We start from the raw sequence: 21,993 nt of genomic DNA, 5'->3' as shown, positions 1-21,993 counted from the left end.
CAAGGCGTCCCAGGAACGCACGGAATGGAGGCTCAGGTGACCGCGACCGAAACCGCGCAGGCCCTGGCACTGGGCGAGTCCCGCACGCTCTGGGAGCTCGTCGAGCGCCGCGCCGCCCTCACCCCCGACCGGCCCATCCTCCTCCAGGACGACCGCGTCCTCACCTTCGGCGCCCTGCGCGAGCGCGCCGAGCGCTGCGCCGCCGGGCTCCACGACCGGGGCGTCCGGCCCGGCACCGTCGTCGCCTGGCAGCTCCCCACCCGCCTGGAGACCGCCGTCCTCTCCTTCGCGCTCGCCCGCCTCGGCGCCGTCCAGACCCCCGTCATCCCCTTCTACCGGGACAAGGAGGTCGGCTTCGCGCTCCGCGCCTCCCGGGCCGAGCACTTCGCCGTCCCCGGCGTCTGGCGCGGCTTCGACCACACCGCCATGGCCCGCCGGCTGGACGCGCCCGGCGTCTTCGAGGCGTACACCTCCGAGAACCTCCCCGACGGCGACCCGGCCGTCCTCCCCCCGCCGCCCGCCTCCGGCACCGACGTCCGCTGGATCTACTGGACCTCCGGCACCACCTCGGACCCCAAGGGCGTGCTGCACACCGACCGCTCGCTGCTCGCCGGCGGCGCCTGCCTCGCCCACGCGCTGCGGCTCACCGCCGCCGACGTCGGCTCGATGGCCTTCCCGTACGCCCACATCGCCGGGCCCGACTACACCGTGATGCTCCTGCTGTACGGCTTCCCCGCCGTGATGCTCGAACAGTTCGCACTGCCCGAGTCGCTGGCCGACTACCGCCGCCACGGCGTCACCGTCGCCGGCGGCTCCACCGCCTTCTACTCCATGTTCCTCACCGAACAGCGCAAGAACCCCGGCGAACCCGTCATCCCCACCCTGCGGCTGCTCGCCGGCGGCGGCGCGCCCAAGCCGCCCGAGGTCTACCACGCGGTGCGCAAGGAGCTGGGCTGCCAGCTCACCCACGGCTACGGCATGACCGAGGTCCCCATGATCACCATGGGCGACCCCGAGGACACCGCCGAGAACCTCGCCACCACCGAGGGCAGGCCGCCCGCCGCCATGGAGGTCCGGATCACCCCGTCCGGCGAGATACGGCTCCGCGGCGAGGCCGTCTGCTCCGGCTATCTCGACCCGGCGCAGACCGCCGCCGCCTTCGACGAGGACGGCTTCCTCGTCACCGGCGACGTCGGGCACCTGACGCCGAGCGGCCACCTCGTCCTGACCGGACGGATCAAGGACATCATCATCCGCAAGGGCGAGAACATCTCGGCCAAGGAGATCGAGGACCTGCTCCACGAGCACCCGGCCGTCGGCGACGCCGCCGTCATCGGCCTCCCGGACGCCGCGCGCGGCGAGCGGGTCTGCGCCGTCGTCGAACAGCCGGCGGGCGCCCCGCCGCTGACCCTGCCGGACCTCACCGCCTTCCTCCGCGCGGCCGGGCTCTCCGTCCACAAGCTGCCGGAACAGCTGGAGGTCGTGGACGCCCTGCCGCGCAACGAGACGCTGCGGAAGGTCCTCAAGTACAAGCTCAGGGAGCGGTTCGGGGCAGCAGACCGGGAGTGGCCTGGGGCGGCAGCGGGTCCGCGGGGGGCGGGGCCGGCCTGAACCGGGGCTCCGGGACGCGTACGGCGGTGGACTCCTCGCCCGCCAGGGCCGCCGGCAGGTCCGCGTACACCTCGAAGAGGCGGGTCACGCCGAGCGCGGCGAAGACCCGGGTGACATGGCTCTGGCCCTCCTCCGCCTCGGGGAGGACCAGCCTCAGCCGCCCGCCGCAGGAGCGCACCAGCCGGCGGACGCCGACGAGCACGCCGATGCCGCTGGAGTCGCAGAACAGCACCCCGGACAGGTCGACGACGAGGTCGTGCCGCCCCGCGGCGACGGCGTCGTGCACCCGCCGCCGTATCAGCGGCGAGGTCACCAGATCCAGCTCGCCGCGCAGGCTCAGCACCATCCATCCGTCGCGGTCGTTCTCGTCGGCCTCGATCGTCGTCACGGACGGGCGCCTGCCCCGAGGGGCGTGGCCGAAACCCCTTGAGCCGGGTATGACGCTTTCCTTACCATCCGTTCCTGCGTGAAGGCCGCACTTGCGGCAAACAGGCGTGCGTTGTCGGCCGGTCGCACTAGTTTGGGCGGAGGACACGACAGGACAGGGACCGGCGGCGGGCGAGGCACAGCGGCGACAGGCGTTCGACGGCAGACGCCCGGGTGGCAGGCGCTCGACGCCGGACGCCCGGTGGCAGGCGCTCGACAGCGGGCGTTCGGCGGAAGCGGAAGGTGGAGGCTCGGATGGCGAACGACACACCACCCCGCTGGGACCGCAGGATGCAGCAGCGGCTCGCCCGCGGGGAGGCCGCCGCCCTCGGCGAGCTGTACGACCGCTTCGCCTCCCTCGTCCACAGCCTCGCCCACCGGGTCCTCGACGACGACCAGGCGGCCGACCAGGTCACCCGGGAGGTCTTCGGCTACATCTGGGAGAACCCCGACGCCTACGACCCCCGGCAGGGCAATCTGCGCTCCTGGGTGGCCCGGCTGACCCAGCGGCAGGCCGTCCACCGGCTGCGGGAGACCGAGGCGACGGCGTACGCGGAGACCGGCGTCGGCTCGGCGGAGGAGCTGGAGGCCAAGGTGCGCCGGGCCTCCGCCGCGGCCCGCGCCGACTACATCGTCACCTCCATGCCGGCCCCGCTCCGCAAGGCGCTCGAACTGGCGTACTTCCAGCGGCGGGACTACCGCCAGACCGCCGCCGACCTGTCGATCAGCCACGAGGAGGCCCGCCGCCGGCTCCGGCTCGGCCTCCAGCTGCTCTCCACGGCGAACACCCGCCCCCTCGACGGACCGCCGGGCGGCTACGGGCGGGCGCTGTGACCGGGGCGAACGGCGAGGGCGACGACCTCGCACGCGCCTCCTGGATACCGGGCCCGCGCGAGGCTGCGGACGACCACGCGGACCTCACGGGCGCGGTGCCCCCGGAGCTCTCCCACACGGTGCTCAAGTCCCTCCTCGGGGCGTGGGCGCTGTCGGCGTGTTCGGGCGCGGAGAGCAGGGCCGTCGAGGACCACCTGACCGTGTGCGCGCCCTGCGCGGACGAGGCGCTGCGGCTACGGGACGCGGTGGCGCTGCTGCACGAGGACCGGGACCTGGACCTTGATCCGCTGCTGCGGTCGCGGGTCCTGGAGAACTGCCTGGGCCGCCGCCCGGCCCGCATCCCGCTGCCCGGATGGGCGACCCCGTACGACGCGGAGACCGCCCGCCTCGACGCGCTGCTGCGGGACATCGGCGAGTCGGAGTGGCACGCGCCGGTCCGGCTCAAGTGGTACGAGGACGACCGGCCGATCCGGCGGAAGTCGACCGTCGCGGGGGTGATCGGCCACCTCCTGGCGGTCGACGGCCTGGTGTCCGGGGCCCTCGGCCTCGCCGACCCGCTCGGCCCCGACGTGCCGGAGCTGTCGCCGACGGAGCGCACGGAGGCGTTCTGGGAGGCGCTGGACCGGCCGCCGAACCGGACGCTGCGAGCACCGTGGCGGGACCAGAGCCACGCGCTCGTCCGGACGGTGTCCTTCGCCGGCCGCGGGGTCTCGGACCTGACGGTCACCTACGGCGACTTCGCCCTCCCGCTGAAGGACGCGCTCCTGGAGCGGGCCTTCGAGTGCTGGGTCCACGCGGACGACATCGCGAACGCCGTCGCCTACCCCTACGACCCGCCGAGCGGCCCGCACCTGCACGCCATGATCGACCTGGCGGCCCGGCTCCTCCCGGCCGCGGTCGCCCATCGCCGCCGCGCCGGCCGGGCGGCCACGCCCCGCCGGCTCGTCACCGCGGGCGCGCCGGGCCGCTCGCTCCACCTGGAGGTCGAGGGCGCGGGCGGCGGCCACTGGTACGTCCCGCTGGACTCCCCCGCCGCACTCGGCTCCCCCGACCACACGGTCGCGCACGTCGCGATGGACGGCGTCGAGTTCTGCCAGCTCGTGGCGGGGCACATCTCCCCGCAGGAGGCGGCGGCCGGCCAGGAGGGCGACCGCGAGGCCATCCGGGACGTCCTCTCCGCGACGGCGTCCCTGAGCCGCCTCTAGGGCCTGGCACGGCCGGCCGGCAAAGGGGCGCCGGCACGGCCCGTGGCCGGCCCGCTCCGGGGCTACGCGAAGATGACGGTGCGGCGGCCGTTCAGGAGGATGCGGCGCTCCGCGTGCCACTTGACCGCGCGAGCCAGCGCCTGGCACTCCACGTCACGCCCGACCGCGACCAGCTGGTCCGGCGTCACCTCGTGGCCGACGCGCTCGACCTCCTGCTCGATGATCGGCCCCTCGTCGAGGTCCGCCGTCACGTAGTGCGCCGTCGCCCCGATGAGCTTCACGCCGCGCGCGTGCGCCTGGTGGTACGGCTTGGCGCCCTTGAAGCTCGGCAGGAAGGAGTGGTGGATGTTGATGATCCGCCCGGAGAGCCGCTTGCAGAGGTCGTCGGAGAGGACCTGCATGTAGCGGGCGAGGACGACCAGCTCGACGTTCTGCTCCTCGACGAGCGCCAGCAGCTCCGCCTCCGCCTCCGGCTTGGTCTCCTTGGTCACCGGGATGTGCCGGAAGGGCAGGTCGTAGGAGGCGACCAGCTCGGCGAAGTCCGTGTGGTTGGAGACGACGGCGACGATCTCGACCGGCAGCCCCCCGATGGACGACCGGAAGAGCAGGTCGTTCAGGCAGTGGCCGAACTTCGAGACCATGAGCACGACCCGCATGCGCTCCTCGGCGAGGTGGATCTGCCAGTCCATCTGGAAGGAGTCGCCCACCGCCGCGAAGCTCGCCCGCAGCTTCTCCACGGTCACCGGCGCCTCGGCCGAGAAGTGGACCCGCATGAAGAAGAGACCCGTGTCCCGGTCTCCGAACTGCTGGCTGTCCTCGATGTTGCATCCGGTGATGAAGAGGTAGCTCGACACGGCGTGCACGATGCCCTGCTTGTCCGGGCACGAGATGGTGAGGACATACTGGTCGGTCATCCGGACAGCGTGCCACACCCCGCCGCCCGGTCCGTACCGCCGTCCGTCCACCGGACCCGCCCCGCGCGCGGGTTCACGCGCGCGTGAGGATCCTCAGCACGTCGAGCGAGCGCGGCGGCACGTCCGGGTCGTCCCCGTCGGCCGTCGCGAGGCGCACGTGCGCCTCGCGGGCCGCCTGGACCGCCTCGGGCCAGCCGGCGTGCTCCTGGTAGGCGGAGAAGGGCGCGTCGGGTCCGACCTGGTGGAGGATCCTCAGGACCCGCAGGACGGCGACGTCGACGAGCTGCGCCTCGCCCGAGTCCCGGAAGATCGCGCCGACGTAGCGCTCGGCGGACCAGTTGTCGAGCCAGGTGTCCTCGACGAGCCGGTAGACGGCGTCGGTGACGTCCCCGTACCCCTCCTGGCCGGCGAGCCAGACGGACCGGTGGAACCCGGGGTCGGAGAGCATGTGCAGCGCCGAGCGCGCGTTCGCGCGCCAGCGCCACCACGGCATGTCGTTGAGCGGCATGCCGCCCATGGTGGAGGAGCGACGGCCGCGACGGGAAGAGTTAACCGGACCGGGGACGGAACCGGGGGCGGAACTGGACATCGCTCGATCGTACGGTTCCCCTCCGACAACCGGATTCCACCCCTCCTCTTAGGGGCCCCGACCCTCGCAATTCACCGTCATGTCACCCACCGTTGAACGGTGCACACTCCCGCGTTACCCCTGGCGCGGAATGGTGCATGCCCATGACCGGTAGGCGACTGACCTCACTCCTCGCGTCCGTCACCGCTGCGGCGGCGGGCGCGTCGCTCCTCACCGGGTGTGGCGTGCTCCCTGGTGCCACGGGGGGCTCCAGGGAGCCCGTCACGGTGATGACCTGGGCCCCCGACCAGACCCGCGCGACCAACATGCCCGGTATGCCCGCCATGGCCCAGGCGTACGCGCGCTGGGTCAACTCCCAGGGCGGCATCGACGGGCACGAACTGCGCGTCCTCACCTGCAACGAGCAGAACACCCCGGCCGGCGCCGCCGCGTGCGCCCGCCGCGCGGTCCGCGAGGGCGCGGTCGCCGTCGTGGGCTCGTACAGCCAGAACGGCCGCGCCTTCATGGCCCCCCTCGAAGCGGCCGGCATCCCGTACATCGGCGGCTACGGCCTCACCGAGGACGAGTTCACCAGCCACCTCTCGTACCCCGTCAACGGCGGGCTCGCCTCGCTCATCGCCGGGCACGGCATGCAGCTCGCCGAGGGCTGCCGCCGGGTCTCCCTGGTGCGCCCGGACACCCTCGCCGGCGACCGGCTGCCCAAGCTCCTCGACGCCGGCCTGAAGAAGGCGAGCAAGCGCGGCGCCTTCGACATCCCGGCCGTCGAGGACGCCACCGAGTACACCGCCCAGGCCACCCGCGCCCGGGAGAAGGCCGGTACGGAGGACGGCTGCGTCGCCGCCGTCCTCGGCGAGCGGACCCAGACCTTCTTCGACTCCTTCCGCCGCCTGCCGGAGCGCGGGGACGAGTCCGGACGGACCGGCGGCGGGGGGAAGGGCGGGAGCGAGGGCTCCGTACGGATCTCGTCCGTCCTCGGCAGCGTCGGCCAGCCCGTCATCGACCGCACCGGCGGCGCCCGCAGCCCCTTCGAGGGCGCCTACGTCACCGGCTGGTACCCGGACGCGGACGACAGGAGCTGGGAGCCGATGCGGAAGGTCATCCGGGACCACGCCTTCGTCGACAACCGGGTCGACCCGTCCGACACCGGCGTGCAGACCACCTGGATCGCCTACACCGTCCTCAAGGAGGTCATCGAGTCCCTCGACAAGGACACCGTCACCGCCTCGCGCATCGCCGACGCCCTCGACCGGGGCGCCCAGGTGGACACCGGCGGCCTCACCCCGAAGCTGCGGTGGATGTACGAGGACCTGCTCGGCGCCCCGGACTTCCCCCGGATCGTCAACCACGAGGTGACCTTCCAGGTCGTGCGGAAGGGCCGGCTCGTCGCGCAGAAGCCCGGCTTCGTCGACGTCGGCCCCACCGTCACCAACCGCGGCTGACCCGCACCGGTCCGCCGCCCCCGGCTACAGCTGGGTGGCGGACCGCTTCGACAGTCCGAACTTCTCGGCGGTCGGGTTCCACAGCCCGGCCGCCTCCTTCTTGGCCTTGGTGGCCGTGCCGCTCTGCTCGTTGGCCGCCTTGAGCCGGTTGGTGCTCTTGGCCTTGCCGCCCTTGCAGGCGTCCTTGGCCTTCATCTGGTCCGCCCAGCCCGCGTAGTGGTCGTCGGCCGCGGCGGACGCCTGCCACGCGCGCGTGAGCGCCGACGCCAGCTTCTGGTGGTCGGGCAGCTTGTCCATGCCGATCGTCTGGAGCTTGGTCACCAGGCTCCGGCGCTGCTCGGCCGCGCCGCGCAGGTCGGCGGCGGCCTTGTCGAGGTTCTTGCACTGCTTGATCGCCTCGACCGAGCTGATCACCGCGTCCCGGCTGTCGTTGCTCGTCGCGAGGAGCTTGTCCAGCTCCTTCGCCTGCGGCTCCGCCGGGTCCGCCTGCTTCTCCGGCGCCTCGGAGGCCTCGCCGCTGGGCGCGGGGGCCTGCGAGCTCGGGGCGGCGCTCGGCCCGGCCGTGGGCTCCTTCTCGTCGCCGCCGCTGAGCAGCGCGCCCACGCCCAGACCGACGACCGCGCAGCCCACCACCACGGCGGCGATCAGCGCGACCGGCGACTTCCGGCGCGGCGGCTCCGGCTCGTCGTCGTAGTAGTAGGCCTCCTGCTGCCCCCCGGGCGCCTGGTACCCGCCGCCCCCGCCCTGGAAGCCGTACTGCTGCTGCGGCGGCGCCTGGTGGTGCTGCTGGGGGTGCTGCTGGTACGGCGCCGGGGCCGGAGGCTGCTGCTGGTACGGCGGGGGCGCGGGCTGCGACGGCGCCGAGTCCCGGAAGAGGCTGTCGAACTCCGCGGGCGGCTGCGACGCCCCCGGCCCGCCGGGCACGGGACCACCGGGCACGGGCCCGCCCGGTACGGGCCCCGCGGCCACCGGCGCGATGAACTGGGTGGCGTCCGAGGCCCCCGGCGCGGCGGGCTGCTGAGGCAGCCGCCCGGTCCCGAGGAACTGGGTATGCCCGCCGCCGCCCGGCCCGCCCTGCGGCGGCACGGGCGCGATGTGCTGCGTCGCCTGCATGTCGCCGTGGGCCGCGACCGGCGGCGGATAGCCGTACCCCACCGGCGGCACACCGCCCGGCACGGGCGCGATGTGCTGCGTCGCCTGCATGTCACCGTGGGCCGCGACCGGCGGCGGATAGCCGTACCCGGCCGGGGGCATCGCCCCCGGGGCGCCCTGCGGCTGCGGCGGCACCGGGGCTATGTACTGCGTGGCCTGGAGATCACCGGCGGCCGGCGCCTCGGGCGGCAGCGGCTGCGCGGGAGGCAGCGGCTGCCCGCCCGGCTGGGGAGGCCAGGCACCGCCCCACGCCTGCGCGCCCCCCTGCTCCGGACCCTGTCCGTTCTGCGTCACCGGGACTCCTACTGATGGACCTACGGAATCGTCGGGTCACGCTACCGGGTGCGCCCCGGGCTCCGCACACACGTGTGAGCCCGGTAACACCCTTCGTACGGAACGCCTCCCGCCCGCCGACCGTCCGGCCGCCGCGGACCCGGCGGGATCCGGAACGAACGGCCTACGCCGCGTGCACCTCCACGCGCGCCTCGAACTCGCGGACCACCGGCTCGGCCGCGAAGGGTTCCAGGCGGTCCCTCAGGTCCTCCAGGTACTCCGCGCCGCGGGACGACCGCAGGGTGCCGAGGAGTTCGAGCGCGCGCGTGCCCGTACGGCACGCCTCCTCGACCTCCCGCTGCTGTGCCCGCGCCGACGCCAGCAGCGCCAGCCCGATCGCCCGCCGCCGGGCGCGCCCCTCCGGGTGCCCGGCCAGCGACTCCTCCGCCGCCCGGACCGCCGCCTCCGAGCGCCCCAGGTCCCGGTAGCAGTGCGCCAGTTCGTCCGCGAGGTACGCCTCGTCGAAGTGGGCGATCCACACCGGGTCGTCGCCCGACTCCGGATCGGCCGCCTCCAGCGCGCGTGCCGCCCGGCCCGCCGTCGACTCGAAGGCCCGCACGTCACCCATCAGCGCGTGCCCGCGCGCCTCCGCCGCCAGGAACATCGCCTCCGCGCGCGGCGGCACCCGCCCCCGGGTCCCCTCCTGCGCGGCGCGCGCCAACTGGGCGATCTCCCGCGGGTTCCCGAGCTCCGCCGCCAGGTGGCTCATCGAGGCGGCCAGCACGTAGCCGCCGTAGCCCCGGTCCCCGGCCGCCTGCGCGAGCCGCAGCGCCTGGATGTAGTACCGCTGGGCCAGGCCGGGTTCGCCCGTGTCCACGGCCATGTACCCGGCCAGCTCCGTCAGTCGGGCGACCGCCCCGAACAGCTCCCGGCCGACCGTCTCCCGGTACGAGCCCGCCAGCATCCCCGAGACCACGCTGTCCAGGTAGTGCACCACCACCGGGCGGACGTGCCCGCTGCCGAAGCGCCGGTCCAGATCGACGAGCGCCGCCGTCATCTCCCGTACCGCCGCCACGTCCGCGCGGCCCACCCGCGCCCCCGCCGCGCGCGCCACCTGCGCGTCCGCGCCGGTGATCAGCCAGTCCCTGCTGGGCTCGACGAGCGCCGAGGCGGCGACCGAGGACCCGGTCAGGAAGTCCCGGCGGCCCACGTCGCTCCGGTACAGCTCGCAGACCTGCTCGATCGCGCCGAGCACCGTCGGCGCGAACTGGAGGCCGATGCCCGCCGCGAGGTGCCGGCCGTTGGCCATCCCCACCTCGTCGATCGTCACCGTGCGCCCCAGCTTGCGGCCGATGGCCTCGGCGATGACGCCGGGCGCCCGGCCGCGCGGCTGCTGCCCGCGCAGCCAGCGCGCCACCGAGGTCTTGTCGTACCGCAGGTCGAGGCCGCGCTCCGCGCCGACCATGTTGACCCTGCGGGCGAGGCCGGCGTTGGAGCACGCGGCCTCCTGGATGAGCGCCTGGAGCCGTTCGTTGGGCTGTCGCGGCACAAGTGGCCTGGCTGCCATAGGTGGAACCCCCAGACGGGACAGGTACGGACACGAAGTGATCACTGCCCTGCGGATATCAGGTCAATGCCGATGTGAACACGCGAAACCGGACACGTCGGTCGGCGGCCCGCGGGACCCCGCCCCGCCCCCGTCCCGTGTCCGCCCCGCCCTCTTCCGTACCCCTCCCCCGCTCCCCGGTCCCCCGCGCGCCCCCGCGCGTGCACCCATGCGCCCCGCATGCAGGATCGATGCCTCACCCCCGGCGCCGCCGTGCCCGTAACCCCAGGTGACGGGCGCAGTTGTCTTCACCGTGGATGAGACCATCGGAGTCACGACGGAAGCCGCACAGATCCCCCAGCAGCGAGGCGAGCAGCTGCTCGACAGCGCCGTGCGGTATGCGGAAGAGCGGCACTGGGACGTGTTCCCGGGGACTTGGCTGGAAGCCGTCGAGGGCCGGGAGCACTGCTCCTGCGGCACGGCCGACTGCCCCCTGCCGGGCGCCCACGCCGTGAAGCCCGACTGGGCGACGCTGGCGACCGGGAGCGCGGTCGGCGCCCGCCGCATGTGGTCGAAGCAGCCGAAGTCCTCGATCCTCCTCCCCACCGGCCGCACCTTCGACGCGATCGAGGTGCCCGAGGCGGCCGGTTTCCTGGCGCTCGCGCGGATGGAGCGCATGGAGCTCACGCTGGGGCCCGTGACCTGCACCCCGGACCGCCGGATGTTCTTCTTCGTGCTGCCGGGCGCCTCCGCGAAGGTGCCCGACCTCATCCGCAAGCTCGGCTGGGCCCCGGCCTCGCTCGACCTCGCCACGCGCGGGGAGGGCCATTACGTGGCGGCGCCGCCCACCCGGATCGGCGGCCGGGGCGCGGTGCAGTGGGCCCGCCGGCCCACCCCGGCCAACCGCTGGCTGCCGGACGCGGAGGAGCTGATCAGCGCGCTCGCGTACGCGTGCGGGCGCGAGGCGGCCGAATCGCGCGCACGCCGCCAGTGACCTGGGGTTTCCCCGGGGTCGCCCCTTAGGCTGGCCGAAATGGCGCGAACAGCGCCTCACGGGGACAACCGAAGGGTTGGCGGACCATGCCTGACCAGGCATCTGACGGAATGTTCGAACCGACGGGCGCCGCACCGGAATCATCCGGTGCGGCGCCCGCGGTGCAGGTGGAGGGGGTGTGGAAGCGGTTCGACCAGCAGATCGCGGTGCACGGCATCGATCTGGTCCTGCCGGCGGGGAAGTTCATCGGGCTCGTCGGGCCGAACGGCGCCGGCAAGACCACCACCCTCTCCATGATCACCGGCCTGCTGCGGCCCGACTCCGGCCGGATCCGGGTGGCCGGCCACGACGTGTGGGACGACCCCGAGTCGGTGGCGCGGGTGAAGGCGCGGATCGGGATCCTGCCGGAGGGCCTGCGGCTCTTCGAGCGGCTCTCGGGCCGTGAACTCCTGGCGTTCAGCGGGCGGCTGCGGGGGCTGCCCGGCGCGGAGGTCGACAAGCGGGCCACCCAGCTCCTCGACGTGCTGGACCTGGCCGGTTCGCAGCACAAGCTGGTCGTCGACTACTCGACCGGCATGCGGAAGAAGATCGGGCTCGCGGCGGCGCTGCTCCACAACCCGGACGTGCTCTTCCTCGACGAGCCCTTCGAGGGCGTCGACCCGGTGTCGGCGCAGACCATCCGGGGCGTCCTGGAGCGGTACACGGGCTCGGGCGCGACCGTCGTCTTCTCCAGCCATGTGATGGAGCTGGTGGAGTCGCTGTGCGACTGGGTCGCGGTGATGGCCGGGGGCCGGATCAGGGCGCAGGGTCCGCTGGCCGAGGTGAAGGGGGACGCGGCCACCCTCCAGGAGGCGTTCCTGGAGCTGGTGGGCGCGAACGGGCGGATCGCCGCGGGCGATTCGCTGGACTGGCTGGGCGGCAAGGGCGAGACGCGATGACGGCGCCGACGACGGCACCGGGGGCGGGGGCCGCCGCGGCCCCGGTGTCGCTCACCCCGGTCTTCGTCCGCCTGAAGCTGGCGCTCATGCGGAACGGGCTGCGGCAGTCGAGCGGGCGCACGGCCGCCTTCGTGGCCTCCCTCGTGATCGTGCTGCTCTTCGCCGCCTTCATGGTGCTCGGTTTCCTGCTGCTGCGGGGGAACGCGGCGGCCGGGGCGGTCTCGGTGCTGTCGGTCGCGGTCTTCGCGCTGGGCTGGGCGGTGATGCCGCTGTTCCTGCCGAGCGGGGACGAGACGCTGGACCCCTCGCGGCTCGTGATGCTGCCGCTGCGGCCCGAGCCTCTGGTGCGGGCGCTGCTCGTGTCCTCCCTGGTGGGCACGGGCCCGCTCTTCACGCTGTGTCTGGCGTTCGGGGCGGCCGTCGCCGTGGCGCACGGCGTCGCCGCGGCGGTGACCGCGGTGCTCGCGGTGCCGCTGGTGCTGCTGGTGTGCGTGGCGCTGTCGCGGGCGATCGCCACGGCGAACGTGCGGCTGCTGACCTCCCGCAAGGGGCGGGACATGGCGCTGCTGTCCGGTCTGGTGATCGCGCTGGGCATCCAGGTGGTCAACTTCGGCGCCCAGGCGCTGGGCCGGGCGAAGGACCTGTCGCTGCTCGACACGGTCGCGTCGGTGGTGGGCTGGCTGCCGGCGGCCTCCGCGGTGGCAGCGGTGCGGTCGGCGTCCGACGGGGACCTCCTGCTCGCCGCGGCGCGGCTCGCGGTCTCGGTGGCGGCGGTCGCGGTGCTGCTGTGGTGGTGGCGCCGGAGCCTGGTGCGGCTGATGGTCGAGCCGGACGGTTCGACGATCGGCGCGGCGCCGGACACGGTCAAGGACCCGGCGGCGGGGCGCGGGCTGCTCGTCAGGATGCTGCCCGGAGGCCGTACGGGCGCGGTGATGGAACGGTGCTTCCGCTACATCTGGCGGGACCCCAAGACGAAGGCCTCGTGGGTGACGGTGCTGGCGATCGGCGTGCTCGTGCCGGTCTTCAACGCCTTCCAGGACGCCGGCTCGGTCTACTGGGCCTGCTTCGCCTCGGGCATGCTGGGCATGCAGATGTTCAACCAGTTCGGGCAGGACTCGTCGGCGTTCTGGATGGTCGCGCAGACGATCTCCTCGCCGGCGGACGCGTTCGCGGAACTGCGGGACCGGGCCTACGTGATGAGCGCGATCACCGTGCCGTACACGGTGGTCGTCGCCGTGGTGACGGCGCTGATCGGCGGCGGCTGGTCGCAGCTCCCCGAGGTGTTCGGCCTGGCGTTCGCGCTACTGGGCGCGATGCTCGCGCTGGGCGTGGTCGTCTCGGTCACGTACCCGTACGGGATCCCCCAGGATTCGCACCGCAACATCGCGCCCGGCCAGGGCGGCATGGCGGTCGCCGCGATCTTCGGCGGCATGTTCGCGGGCCCGCTGCTGTGCGCCCCGCTGATCGGCCTGCTGATCTGGCTCCGCGTGAGCGACCAGCACGCGCTGCTGTGGCTCCTGCTCCCCCTGGGCGTGACCTACGGCGCCCTGCTGACCTGGGGCGCCCTCAGGATCATGTCGGTGCGGATGGCGAAGCGCCTGCCGGAGATCCTCACGGCGGTCAGCAAGGGCTGACCGCGCGACGAGGCGAAGGGGCCGCCCGGCGCGACACCGCGCCGGGCGGCCCTTCGGCGTCTTCCCGGGCTTCCCGGCCCGGGGCTCGGCCGTCTCCGCTCAGCGGAAGGTGTGGGTGACGGTGATCGGGCCGACGATGTGGGCGTTGAAGTCGTCCAGGTCCTCGGCGGGGACCCACAGCTCCAGGATGGTGCGACCGCCGGCCTGCTGGACGGGGTAGCGGGAGACGAAGGCCGTGTCGACCTCGAAGCGGGTGACGTGGCCGACGCCGCTGTGCTTCACGTTCCAGTCGCGGGCGATGCGGATCGCGTACTCCTCGTCGAGCACCGGGTAGAAGATCGGCTGCTCGGGCAGGCGGGGCGGCCAGGCGCGCCAGTCGAGCCCGCGGACCAGGGCGAGCTCCTCGGGGCCGGTGGGGCGCCAGAGGGTCGTCGTCGGTCGCCGCGGGGCGCGCTGGGGCCGGGTGCTGGTCATGGCCGAGACGTCAGCGGGGCGAGGATCGCGGCAGCGACGGGTTTTCCACAGGGGGTTGTCCACAGGGGTGTCGGGGGCGGGGGGTGGCGGTCATGATGCTGGGGAGGGGTTCGGGTGGCGATGGGGGAGGTTCGCGTGGGGGTCTTCGGGCGGCGGAGGCGAAAGGTCGAGGCGGGGCGGGGCGCGGGCGGTGAGGACGCCGGCGCGGGCTCGGGGATGACGGAGGCGGAGCGGGAGCGGCTGACACGGCTGACGCAGGAGGCGTACGAGCAGGGCGTCGGGCACCAGGTGCTGCCGAGCCGGGCGGGAGCGGCGCTGGAGGCCTTCGACCGGTCGGCGCGGTATCTGGACGAGCTGTGCCGGGCGGCGCCCGACGACCCTCGGCTGTGGCACATGCGGGGCGCGCTGCTGTACTCGCGGGCCTCGACGCGGCTGGCGCTGGGGCAGGCCGAGGAGGCCGTGGCGGACCTCGGGGCGTGCGTGGACGCGTACGGACGGAGCGGCCTGCCGAACGGCGCGCTGCTGGCGGCGGACGCGCTGATACGCCGCGCGCGGGCGTACGGGGACGCGGGGCGTCCACTGGCCGCGCTGACGGACGTGGACCGGGCGATCGGCGCCTATGTGGCGGTCGGCGCTTACGAGTCGCCGCATCCGCTGCTGCCGGACTTCGCGCGGGTCCTGGCGCTGGCGTCCGTGGTGCAGCTGAAGGTCGGGGACGTCGACCAGGCGCTGGCGTGCGCCCGGCAGTCGCTGGCCCGCTACAAGGACCTGACCGGGCAGCGGGGCGGGCTCGGCCGGGAGGAGGCCGGGTACATGGCGGACGCGGCCGGCGACACCGCCTCGCGGCTGGAGGCGGCCCGGGGCAACTGGGACACCGCGCTCGGGGTCGATCTGGTGGTGCGGGAGGCGGCCGAGGCGGGTGTCGGCGGGCTCGGGCGGGCGCTGGCCCGGGAGGGGCTGCACCTGCGGCTGGCCGGCCGGGTGCGGCAGGCCGCGCCGCTGCTGGCCCGGGCCGACGAGCTGGAGCCGGGGGCGGTGGACCGGGAGGAGCGGGCGGCCGCGCTGCCGCTGCCCCCGTCGCTGGCGGACGCGCTCCTGGCGGGCGAGGACCTGCTGCGGGACCGGCGGGACGGGCAGGCTGCGCGGGGTGAACTGGCGCGGCTGCGCGAGGAGTTGACCGCGCACGAGTCGTACTCGTCGTCGGTGCGGGTGCGGATGGGGTCGACGTTCGCGCCGAGCGCCGCCGTCCTGGTGCGGGCCGCGGACCTGCTGCTGCGGGAGGGACGGGTCGCGGAGGCGTGGCGGATCGCGCTGGAGACCCACCTCATATGCGACTCGATCGTCCGCCGCGCGGGGGACGAGGCGCCGGGCCTGCTGCCGGGGCTCGCCGGGCCGTGGGGCGACGCCCTGGAGGTGGCCTCGCGGGCGGCGGTCGCGGCGGGCCGGGACTCGTTCGTGGCCGACGTGTCGTCGGCCGCGGCGGCGCTGCGCGCCACACTCGCGGAGCTCCCGGCCGCAGCGGACGCCACGGCCGCCACCCCGGCGGACAGCTGAGGGGCTGAGCACCCAGGGGGCGGGACCGGGTTGGGGCGGGCAGGGCCGGATCGGATCGGATCGACGGATCGGGTCGGGCCAGGCCGGTCGTGGCCGGCCAAGCGGGTCGGCCCGGCTTCTGGAGGGTCCTGGCGGCTCAGGAGGCCAGGGTCGCGGCCTGTGCCTGCCTGCTGTCGTAGTCGGCGCGGGCGCGGGCGATCTCCTGCTGGTGGGTCTCCGTCCAGCCGACGAGGGCCTGGATGGTGGTGTGGAGGGTCGCGCCGAGCGGGGTGAGGGCGTACTCGACGCAGGGCGGGACGACGGGGTAGACGGTACGGCTGACCAGGCCGTCCCGTTCGAGCTGGCGGAGGGTCACGGTCAGCATGCGCTGGCTGACGCCCTCGATGCGGCGGCGGAGTTCGGAGAAGCGGAGCGGCTGACGGTCGAGGTGGGCGATGGTCAGCAGCGACCACTTGTCCGCGACGCGGTCGAGGATCTGACGCACCTCGCACCCCTCGCGGGCGTCCCACTGGAGGACGTCGTAGTCCTGCTCGGTTCCCTCGCGGTAACCAGGTGACGTGAAAGTGCGTTCTTCCATGCTTCCCCAGGCTGCCGGATGATTTCGGTGACGACAAGCGGGAAGCGGACCCCCTTTCCGTGACCTTCCGTCAGTCGTCGTGTCCTGACGTGGACTTCAGGGGAACTCCACGTGCTCGGACCAGGAACGCGGAGCGTTCCGCACCACCCTTCCTTCGCCGACAGGAGCTTCGCCATGCCCTCATCACCGACCCTTCCGAGCAGCGGCTCCGACCGCATGAGCGGGCGCGCGTGGGGCGTGCTCCTCGTGCTGTGCGGCGCGATCTTCCTGGAGGGCATCGACGTCGCCATGCTGAACGTGGCGCTGCCCTCGATCCGCGAGGACCTGGGCCTGTCCACCGGCATGCTCCAGTGGGTGATGAGCGCCTACGTCCTCGGCTACGGCGGCTTCATGCTGCTGGGCGGCCGGGCGGCCGACCTCTTCGGGCGCCGGCGGATGTTCGTCCTCTGGCTCGTGGTCTTCCTGCTCTTCTCCGGACTCGGCGGCTTCGCCACCGAGGGGTGGATGCTGATCGTGGCCCGGTTCGTGACCGGTGTCGCCGCGGCCTTCATGACCCCGGCGGGCCTGTCGATCATCACCACCGGTTTCGAGGAGGGCCCTCGGCGCAACAAGGCCCTGCTCTTCTACTCCGGCACGGCGGCGGGCGGCTTCTCCGTCGGCCTGGTCGTGGGCGGTCTGCTGGCGGCCGTCGACTGGCGCTGGGTGTTCTTCGCGCCCGTCGTGCTCTCCCTGGTCATCCTGATCGCCGCGGTCGCGCTCATCCCCAGGTCCCCGCGCCCGGAGCGGACGGGCCAGGGCGTCGACGTGGCCGGCGCGCTCAGCGTGACCGCCGCCATCCTGCTGCTCGTCTTCGGTGTGGAGCGCGCCTCGCACGTCTCCGCCGCCTGGACCGTCGGCACGATCGCCGCGAGCCTCGCCCTCTTCCTCGTCTTCGTCGCCGTGGAGCGCAGGTCCGCCTCTCCCCTGGTCCGCCTGGGCATCTTCCGCTCGGGCAGCCTCGTCCGGGCCAACCTGGCCGGCATGTTCTTCGCCGCGGGCTTCTTCGGCTTCCAGTTCGTCGCGGTGCTCTACCTCCAGGAACTGCGCGGCTGGTCGACCCTCCAGACGAGCTTCGCCCTGATCGTCATCGGCGTGGACGCGATCCTCTCGCCGACCCTCACCCCCCGCCTGGTGGAGCGGTTCGGCAACGCCCGGGTCATCCTCGGCGGACTGCTGCTGGCCTCCCTCGCGTACGCGCTCTTCCTGCCGGTCGGCGCGGACTGGACGTATCTGGCGATGTTCCCGACCCTGCTCCTTCTGGGCCTGTCCTTCTCCCTGGCGTACGGCCCGCTGACGATCGTCGCGACGGAGGGGATCGCGGAGGAGGAGCAGGGTGTCGCCGGCGGACTGCTGTACACGTCCTTCCAGTTCGGCGCCGCGCTCGGCCTGTCCGCCGTGACCGCCGCCAACATCGCCGCCACCGACCCGGGATCGCCCACTGGGCTCCTCGACGGCTACCGGGCCGCCCTCGTCGTGCCCCTGGTCGCCGCCCTGGTCGCCGTCGCCGTCAGCGCCTTCGGACTGCGCGGCCGGCGGGGCGGGGCGCCTATCGCCTCGGGCACACCGGATGCCTCGGTGCCGGCGAGAGTTCGGTGAATCCCGCGGGTTCGGTGAATCCCGCGAGTCCCGCGAGTCCCGCGAGGGCGGGGGCGTCGGGGTCGTCGGGGACGGCTGATCCGGCGGGCGTCCAGGGCGTCGGCCCGGCGGGACGACCGGCGTCACCCCGCTGCCCCTCCGGCGGAACCCCGCTCGCGTGCCTCGGGGAGGTCCACGGGGTCAGCGTGCCGGGCCGCAGCCCCCGTCGAGCTAGTCGAGCTCGTCGAGCCGGGCGCGGAGCCAGGCGGGGTCGGGGTTGGTGTGGTGGCGGCCGGCCAGGAGGACGGTGGGGACGGTCTCGTTGCCGTCGTTCACCGCGCGTACGGCCGCCGCCCCCTCCGGGTCGCGCCAGATGTTCACCCAGTGGGCGCGGCCGGCCCGGCGGCCGAGGCGGACGCGCAGGCGCAGGCAGAAGACGCAGCCGGGGCGCCAGTAGACGACCGGCCGCCCGTCGGCCTCGCCTCGGCGCAGCGCCTCCGCCGAGGTGACCGACCTCGGGAAGGCGAGCGGGGAGGTGACGGCGGCGAGGAGCAGGAACGCCGCCAGGAGGACCAGACCCGCCACCGGGCTGCCGTCCGCCAGGCGACTCCCGCCGGCGAGCAGCCCCGCGAGGGCCAGGAGGATCGGCGTCAGCCAGGCACGTATCACCGGGCCAGGCTAGCCGCCCCGGCGCGGGGGTGGCGGGCGCGGACGGCGTCGACACAGGTGTCCCTGGACGTCGGGCCGCCGAAGCGGAGCCGGTCGTAGGCGGTGAAGTCCGGCTCCAGCGCGTCGAGTTCGTCGACGAGCGCGTGCAGCCGCGCGGTCCAGTCCGCCGAGCCGGCGTCCGGTGCGCTCTCCGCCGCACCGATCGCGCCCGTCAGGTACTCCTTGCGCCGGATCGTCTCCGGTGCGACCGTGCGCAGGCAGACGTACTGACCGCTGAGGTACGCGTCCCACTCGGCCCGCCCGGCGCCCGCGTCCTCCCAGTGCCCGGTGAACCACGCTTCGAGGCGGTCGATCCCGCCGGCCCGCTCCGCGAGGTCGAACAGGTCGCCCGGCACCATCTCGGCGCCGTCGGAGCGCAGGTACGAGGGCAGCGGCAGCCGCCGTGCCAGCATCAGCCGCCGGACCTCACCGGCCTCGCGCCCCCGGGCGGCGCACAGTTCGTCCAGCGGTACGAACTGCGCGCTGACGTAGGCGTCGTCGGCGGCGGACATCGGGTGGTCGCCGTTCACCTCGCGGAACCGTTCCGCGACGCGCCGCCTCAGGGCGTTGTCGGATGTGGCGTCGGGCGTGGTGTCGGGCGTGGTGTCGGGCATGGGGTCTCCCGGGAGGGGCGGGCGCGCGGGCCTGTCCCGCGCGGGTTCACCGACGCTAGCCGCGGGACGGTTCGGCCCCCGCCGAACCGTCCGCCGCGCCCGGCAGGAGGCCCGTGCGGTCGAGGGCGTCCCAGGCGCGGCCGGGGTGATCGGCGAAGGCCTCGGCGACGCGGGTGCGCCAGTCGCCACGGACGGCGGGCGCGTCCGGGCGCTGGGCCCCCGGGTCGGCCCGCCTTGCCGCCTCGCTGCGGCAGGGCCCGCAGAGCGTCTCGTCCGCGACCGGCCGGAACGCGTGGGGCTTGCCGTCCGGCCCCTGGCAGTTCACGAGCGGACCCGGCGCCGGGGGCGGGGCCTCGTCGAACGGCGCCCCCGTCAGGCGCGGCGGCAGTTTCTCGGTCAGCCGGTGCCGGAGGAACCCGGCCGCCGAACGGACGCCGGTACGCGGCAGATGCGCCGTCAGCGCGTGCCGCAGGTCCGCCGTCGAGACGCCCCGCCGCAGCCACTCCGCCGCGAGGGCGGCGAGCCCCCGTGCCTCCCGGGCACCGAGCCGCAGGTCGCGGTCGGCGTGGTGGAGCGTGAGCAGGAGCCGTTCGGCGTGGACAAGGGGGGCGTCGGGCGGGGACGGCTGCGGCTGCTTGTCGTCGCGACGCCGCCCTTCCGGCCCGCCCGGCCCCTCCGGCCCCTCCGGCCCCTCCGGCTTGCCCGGCCCACCCGGCCCGCCCGGCGCACCCGGCCCGCCCAGCTCGTCCGGGTGCTCCGAGTCCTCCGGCTCGTCCCGGTCGTCCGGGTCACCCGCCTCGCTCCGGTCGTCCGGGCGGGCCGACGCCGGGCCCCCGGTCGGAACCGGGGTTCCGGCCGACGCCGTGTCCCCGGCCGGAGCCGGGGTTCCGGCCGACGCCGTGTCCCCGGCCGGAGCCGGGGTTCCGGTCGGCGCCGGGTCTTCGGTGGGTGGGTGCAGGTGGTTCTTCTCCCGGTCTTCGTCTTTGGGGTGACCCCCGGCGATCGGACCGCCTCGCCCACCGACCGTCGGATCGGGCACAGTCGGTGACCGGTCGCCGTCCCGTACCGCCCTGGCCTCCTCACGCGTGAGGCTGACGTTCGTGACGAGCTGGGTGGTCTTCCAGAGCCCCTGACCGTCCTGCCATCGCCACTCGTGCAGATGTCCGCACGTGGTGAGCGATTCCTTCGCCTTCTGGTAAGTCCTCGGCTTCATGCCCAGGTCGACGGCGTGTTCGCCGAGCGGCTTCGTGGTGGCCGCGCTCTCCGGGAGTCCCTGGAGGTAGACGAGGAGGACTTTCGCGTCGCTGGTCAGTCGCGGATTCCGGACGACACTGTGCGAGACCTTCGTGTACGCCGACAAGGGCGCGATAGCATGCCGAAGCATTTCTGGTGGACTCCGTATCCACTGGTGGTGAAGGCCCTCGGATGGTGTTGGCGCACCCCCGGGGGCCGCTCCTTTTACGGAGCGTGATGTTGGCGTCACCGTAGCGCAGACTCCACCGCCCGGCGCAACAACTCTCCTTCTACGAACGGATCTTCGAGCGTCGGGAGCGACCTCCAGCCCAGCGGCCACGTCGTCCCGCCGAACGCGGGGATCCCGACGTTCCGCGCCGCGTGAAGCAGGAGGCAGCGGCAACGCGCAGGGCCTCCACCCCTCTCCGGGGCGGAGGCCCTTCCGTCGTGCGGGGTCGGATCAGAACGCGCCGTTCAGGCCCCACCAGTTGCTGTCGGCCCGGTTCCAGGCCGTGAGGGCGCCGGTGCCGAGGCCGCGGTAGGTGCGGAGTTCGTCCGCGTGCTCCGGCTCCAGGCCGGGGCGCCGGGCGATCGCCGCGAGGTCGGGCTTGCCGTCGCCGGTGAAGTCACCGATCGAGAGGAAGGAGCCCATCGGGTTCCAGCCGCCCGTGCCGACCAGCTTGCGCGCGCCGAGCGAACCGGAGGCGGTACCGGGGTACAGCCACAGCTTGCCCGTGGACGCCTCGCGGGCGTACACGTCGACGCGGCCGTCGCCGTTCGTGTCGCCGGGGCCGGTCAGCGCGTTCATGCTGTTCCAGCCGCCCGCGCCGACCAGCTTGCGGGCACCGAGCGAACCGGAGGCCGTACCGGGGTACAGCCACAGCTTGCCCGTGGACTTCTCCACCGCGAGGAGGTCGGAGCGCTTGTCGCCGGTCAGGTCGCCGACGGCGGTGATCCGGGACATGGCGTTCCAGCCGCCCGCGCCGACCAGCTTGCGCGCGCCGAGCGAGCCCGTACCCGTGCCCGGGTACAGCCACAGCTTGCCGGTGGACGCCTCGCGGGCGATCACGTCCTCCTTGCCGTCACGCGAGAAGTCGCCGTGCCGGACCATGGCGTCCATCGCGTTCCAGCCGCCCGCGCCGACGAGCTTGCCGACGTAGTCGCCGGACAGGAACCAGAGGCGGCCGGCCGTGTCGCGGACGAGGACGTCCGCCTTCCGGTCGCCGTTCAGGTCGCCGAAGTCGGCCGCCTTCGGGGAGGTCTCCGCGTACCACGTGGGGTGCGCCTCGCCGCCGCACTCGCGCTCGGTGGGAGCGAGCTCCACCGAGCCGGCGTGCGGGTCCACGACGATGTCGTAGCGGTCGTGGAGGTCCTCGTTCGGGTCCAGCGTCCACACGGTGCCGAGCTCGTAGTTCGGCAGGTCGTAGACGCAGGCGAACTTCGAGGTGCGGTTGAGCTGGGACCGGAACGTGTTGTTCCACGCGCCCAGCGTCGGCAGGGACTTGTTCGTCTTGAACATCGGTCCCGTGGCGTCTTCCGTCTTCCAGGCGCAGAAGTAGCCCTTCGGGCAGTCGCTCGCCGCCGCCTGCGCGGGGCCGGCCGTCGCCGTGCCCAGGGCCCCCAGGGCCGCCAGACCCAGCAAGGACGCCAGGCCCCGCTTCATC

Annotated in this window: 20 protein-coding genes; 9 read left to right on the top strand and 11 right to left on the bottom strand. The window is 74.0% G+C overall.

What is annotated here, in order from left to right; translation table 11 throughout:
* Positions 1–36 precede the first annotated feature (36 nt).
* Entirely contained in the window at positions 37–1,611 is a 1,575-nt protein-coding gene (locus ACF1BN_RS18430; protein ID WP_392332650.1) for a class I adenylate-forming enzyme family protein, read from the top strand.
* Here ACF1BN_RS18430 and ACF1BN_RS18425 read toward each other — a convergent pair.
* Complete coding sequence (locus tag ACF1BN_RS18425; protein WP_392332649.1) at positions 1,535–1,999, bottom strand: STAS domain-containing protein; 465 nt, start codon at positions 1,997–1,999, stop codon at positions 1,535–1,537. The genes ACF1BN_RS18430 and ACF1BN_RS18425 overlap by 77 nt on opposite strands.
* 293 nt (positions 2,000–2,292) lie before the next feature.
* On the opposite strand from ACF1BN_RS18425, the gene ACF1BN_RS18420 reads away from it, so the two are divergent.
* Positions 2,293–2,871 carry a sigma-70 family RNA polymerase sigma factor gene (locus ACF1BN_RS18420; protein ID WP_376595602.1) on the top strand — a complete coding sequence of 193 codons (579 nt, stop codon included), beginning with the start codon at positions 2,293–2,295 and terminating at the stop codon, positions 2,869–2,871.
* Positions 2,868–4,076 carry a maleylpyruvate isomerase N-terminal domain-containing protein gene (locus ACF1BN_RS18415; RefSeq protein WP_392332648.1) on the top strand — a complete coding sequence of 403 codons (1,209 nt, stop codon included), beginning with the start codon at positions 2,868–2,870 and terminating at the stop codon, positions 4,074–4,076. Before ACF1BN_RS18420 ends, ACF1BN_RS18415 begins: the two co-directional genes overlap by 4 nt.
* Before the next feature lie 62 nt (positions 4,077–4,138).
* On the opposite strand, the gene purU is transcribed toward ACF1BN_RS18415, so the two are convergent.
* A complete protein-coding gene (gene purU / locus ACF1BN_RS18410) occupies positions 4,139–4,990 on the bottom strand; it encodes a formyltetrahydrofolate deformylase (protein WP_392332647.1) in 852 nt (283 codons plus the stop codon).
* A 73-nt stretch (positions 4,991–5,063) separates the two neighbouring features.
* Positions 5,064–5,579, bottom strand: a complete 516-nt coding sequence (locus ACF1BN_RS18405; protein ID WP_392332646.1) for a hypothetical protein — start codon at positions 5,577–5,579, stop codon at positions 5,064–5,066.
* Positions 5,580–5,722: 143 nt separating this feature from the next.
* Here ACF1BN_RS18405 and ACF1BN_RS18400 point away from each other — a divergent pair, with 143 nt between their 5' ends.
* Positions 5,723–7,018: an ABC transporter substrate-binding protein gene (locus tag ACF1BN_RS18400; RefSeq protein WP_392332645.1), complete on the top strand. Its 1,296-nt coding sequence runs from the start codon at positions 5,723–5,725 to the stop codon at positions 7,016–7,018.
* Between the two features lie 24 nt (positions 7,019–7,042).
* Here the strand turns inward: ACF1BN_RS18400 and ACF1BN_RS18395 are convergent, their stop codons facing one another.
* Positions 7,043–8,464: a hypothetical protein gene (locus tag ACF1BN_RS18395; protein ID WP_392332644.1), complete on the bottom strand. Its 1,422-nt coding sequence runs from the start codon at positions 8,462–8,464 to the stop codon at positions 7,043–7,045.
* Between the two features lie 163 nt (positions 8,465–8,627).
* Positions 8,628–10,010: a transcriptional regulator gene (locus tag ACF1BN_RS18390; protein ID WP_392332643.1), complete on the bottom strand. Its 1,383-nt coding sequence runs from the start codon at positions 10,008–10,010 to the stop codon at positions 8,628–8,630.
* 292 nt (positions 10,011–10,302) lie between these two features.
* Here ACF1BN_RS18390 and ACF1BN_RS18385 point away from each other — a divergent pair, with 292 nt between their 5' ends.
* From ACF1BN_RS18385 to ACF1BN_RS18375, 3 genes are all read left to right on the top strand, one after another.
* On the top strand, positions 10,303–10,983 hold the full coding sequence (locus tag ACF1BN_RS18385; RefSeq protein ID WP_392332642.1) for a bifunctional DNA primase/polymerase: 681 nt from the start codon (positions 10,303–10,305) through the stop codon (positions 10,981–10,983).
* A 110-nt stretch (positions 10,984–11,093) separates the two neighbouring features.
* Positions 11,094–11,921, top strand: coding sequence for an ABC transporter ATP-binding protein (locus tag ACF1BN_RS18380; RefSeq protein WP_392332641.1), 828 nt, complete (start codon positions 11,094–11,096; stop codon positions 11,919–11,921).
* Positions 11,918–13,555 carry a transporter gene (locus ACF1BN_RS18375; RefSeq protein WP_392332640.1) on the top strand — a complete coding sequence of 546 codons (1,638 nt, stop codon included), beginning with the start codon at positions 11,918–11,920 and terminating at the stop codon, positions 13,553–13,555. The genes ACF1BN_RS18380 and ACF1BN_RS18375 overlap by 4 nt, the downstream gene beginning before the upstream one ends.
* Before the next feature lie 99 nt (positions 13,556–13,654).
* Here the strand turns inward: ACF1BN_RS18375 and ACF1BN_RS18370 are convergent, their stop codons facing one another.
* Entirely contained in the window at positions 13,655–14,029 is a 375-nt protein-coding gene (locus ACF1BN_RS18370) for a hypothetical protein (RefSeq protein ID WP_392332639.1), read from the bottom strand.
* 135 nt (positions 14,030–14,164) lie between these two features.
* Between ACF1BN_RS18370 and ACF1BN_RS18365 the strand changes: the two genes are divergently transcribed.
* A complete protein-coding gene (locus ACF1BN_RS18365) occupies positions 14,165–15,583 on the top strand; it encodes a hypothetical protein (RefSeq protein ID WP_392332638.1) in 1,419 nt (472 codons plus the stop codon).
* A gap of 136 nt (positions 15,584–15,719) precedes the next feature.
* Here ACF1BN_RS18365 and ACF1BN_RS18360 read toward each other — a convergent pair whose 3' ends face one another.
* On the bottom strand, positions 15,720–16,160 hold the full coding sequence (locus tag ACF1BN_RS18360) for a winged helix-turn-helix transcriptional regulator (protein WP_392332637.1): 441 nt from the start codon (positions 16,158–16,160) through the stop codon (positions 15,720–15,722).
* A gap of 216 nt (positions 16,161–16,376) precedes the next feature.
* Between ACF1BN_RS18360 and ACF1BN_RS18355 the strand changes: the two genes are divergently transcribed.
* Complete coding sequence (locus tag ACF1BN_RS18355) at positions 16,377–17,795, top strand: MFS transporter (protein ID WP_392332910.1); 1,419 nt, start codon at positions 16,377–16,379, stop codon at positions 17,793–17,795.
* Between the two features lie 210 nt (positions 17,796–18,005).
* Here ACF1BN_RS18355 and ACF1BN_RS18350 read toward each other — a convergent pair whose 3' ends face one another.
* From ACF1BN_RS18350 to ACF1BN_RS18335, 4 genes are all read right to left on the bottom strand, one after another.
* Positions 18,006–18,443: a glutaredoxin domain-containing protein gene (locus tag ACF1BN_RS18350; RefSeq protein WP_392332636.1), complete on the bottom strand. Its 438-nt coding sequence runs from the start codon at positions 18,441–18,443 to the stop codon at positions 18,006–18,008.
* A complete protein-coding gene (locus ACF1BN_RS18345; RefSeq protein ID WP_392332635.1) occupies positions 18,440–19,096 on the bottom strand; it encodes a DUF6058 family natural product biosynthesis protein in 657 nt (218 codons plus the stop codon). The genes ACF1BN_RS18350 and ACF1BN_RS18345 overlap by 4 nt, the downstream gene beginning before the upstream one ends.
* Before the next feature lie 55 nt (positions 19,097–19,151).
* Positions 19,152–20,456 (bottom strand): hypothetical protein, encoded by a 1,305-nt coding sequence (locus ACF1BN_RS18340; RefSeq protein WP_392332634.1) that lies wholly within the window; start codon positions 20,454–20,456, stop codon positions 19,152–19,154.
* A 333-nt stretch (positions 20,457–20,789) separates the two neighbouring features.
* Positions 20,790–21,992 (bottom strand): FG-GAP-like repeat-containing protein, encoded by a 1,203-nt coding sequence (locus ACF1BN_RS18335; RefSeq protein ID WP_392332633.1) that lies wholly within the window; start codon positions 21,990–21,992, stop codon positions 20,790–20,792.
* Position 21,993 lies beyond the last annotated feature (1 nt).

Source organism: Streptomyces sp. NPDC014861 (genome assembly GCF_043081625.1).
GTDB lineage: Bacteria > Actinomycetota > Actinomycetes > Streptomycetales > Streptomycetaceae > Streptomyces.
Note: the sequence above shows the minus strand (reverse complement) of the source record. Positions and strands in the feature narration are given on the sequence as shown.

Coding starts and splice junctions, on each gene's coding strand:
- ACF1BN_RS18375 (WP_392332640.1), top strand. CDS start 11,918: ATGACGGCGCCGACGACGGCACCGGGGGCGGGGGCCGCCGCGGCCCCG.
- ACF1BN_RS18345 (WP_392332635.1), bottom strand. CDS start 19,096: ATGCCCGACACCACGCCCGACACCACGCCCGACGCCACATCCGACAAC.
- ACF1BN_RS18400 (WP_392332645.1), top strand. CDS start 5,723: ATGACCGGTAGGCGACTGACCTCACTCCTCGCGTCCGTCACCGCTGCG.
- ACF1BN_RS18390 (WP_392332643.1), bottom strand. CDS start 10,010: ATGGCAGCCAGGCCACTTGTGCCGCGACAGCCCAACGAACGGCTCCAG.
- ACF1BN_RS18380 (WP_392332641.1), top strand. CDS start 11,094: ATGTTCGAACCGACGGGCGCCGCACCGGAATCATCCGGTGCGGCGCCC.
- purU (WP_392332647.1), bottom strand. CDS start 4,990: ATGACCGACCAGTATGTCCTCACCATCTCGTGCCCGGACAAGCAGGGC.
- ACF1BN_RS18370 (WP_392332639.1), bottom strand. CDS start 14,029: ATGACCAGCACCCGGCCCCAGCGCGCCCCGCGGCGACCGACGACGACC.
- ACF1BN_RS18420 (WP_376595602.1), top strand. CDS start 2,293: ATGGCGAACGACACACCACCCCGCTGGGACCGCAGGATGCAGCAGCGG.
- ACF1BN_RS18360 (WP_392332637.1), bottom strand. CDS start 16,160: ATGGAAGAACGCACTTTCACGTCACCTGGTTACCGCGAGGGAACCGAG.
- ACF1BN_RS18405 (WP_392332646.1), bottom strand. CDS start 5,579: ATGTCCAGTTCCGCCCCCGGTTCCGTCCCCGGTCCGGTTAACTCTTCC.
- ACF1BN_RS18355 (WP_392332910.1), top strand. CDS start 16,377: ATGAGCGGGCGCGCGTGGGGCGTGCTCCTCGTGCTGTGCGGCGCGATC.
- ACF1BN_RS18335 (WP_392332633.1), bottom strand. CDS start 21,992: ATGAAGCGGGGCCTGGCGTCCTTGCTGGGTCTGGCGGCCCTGGGGGCC.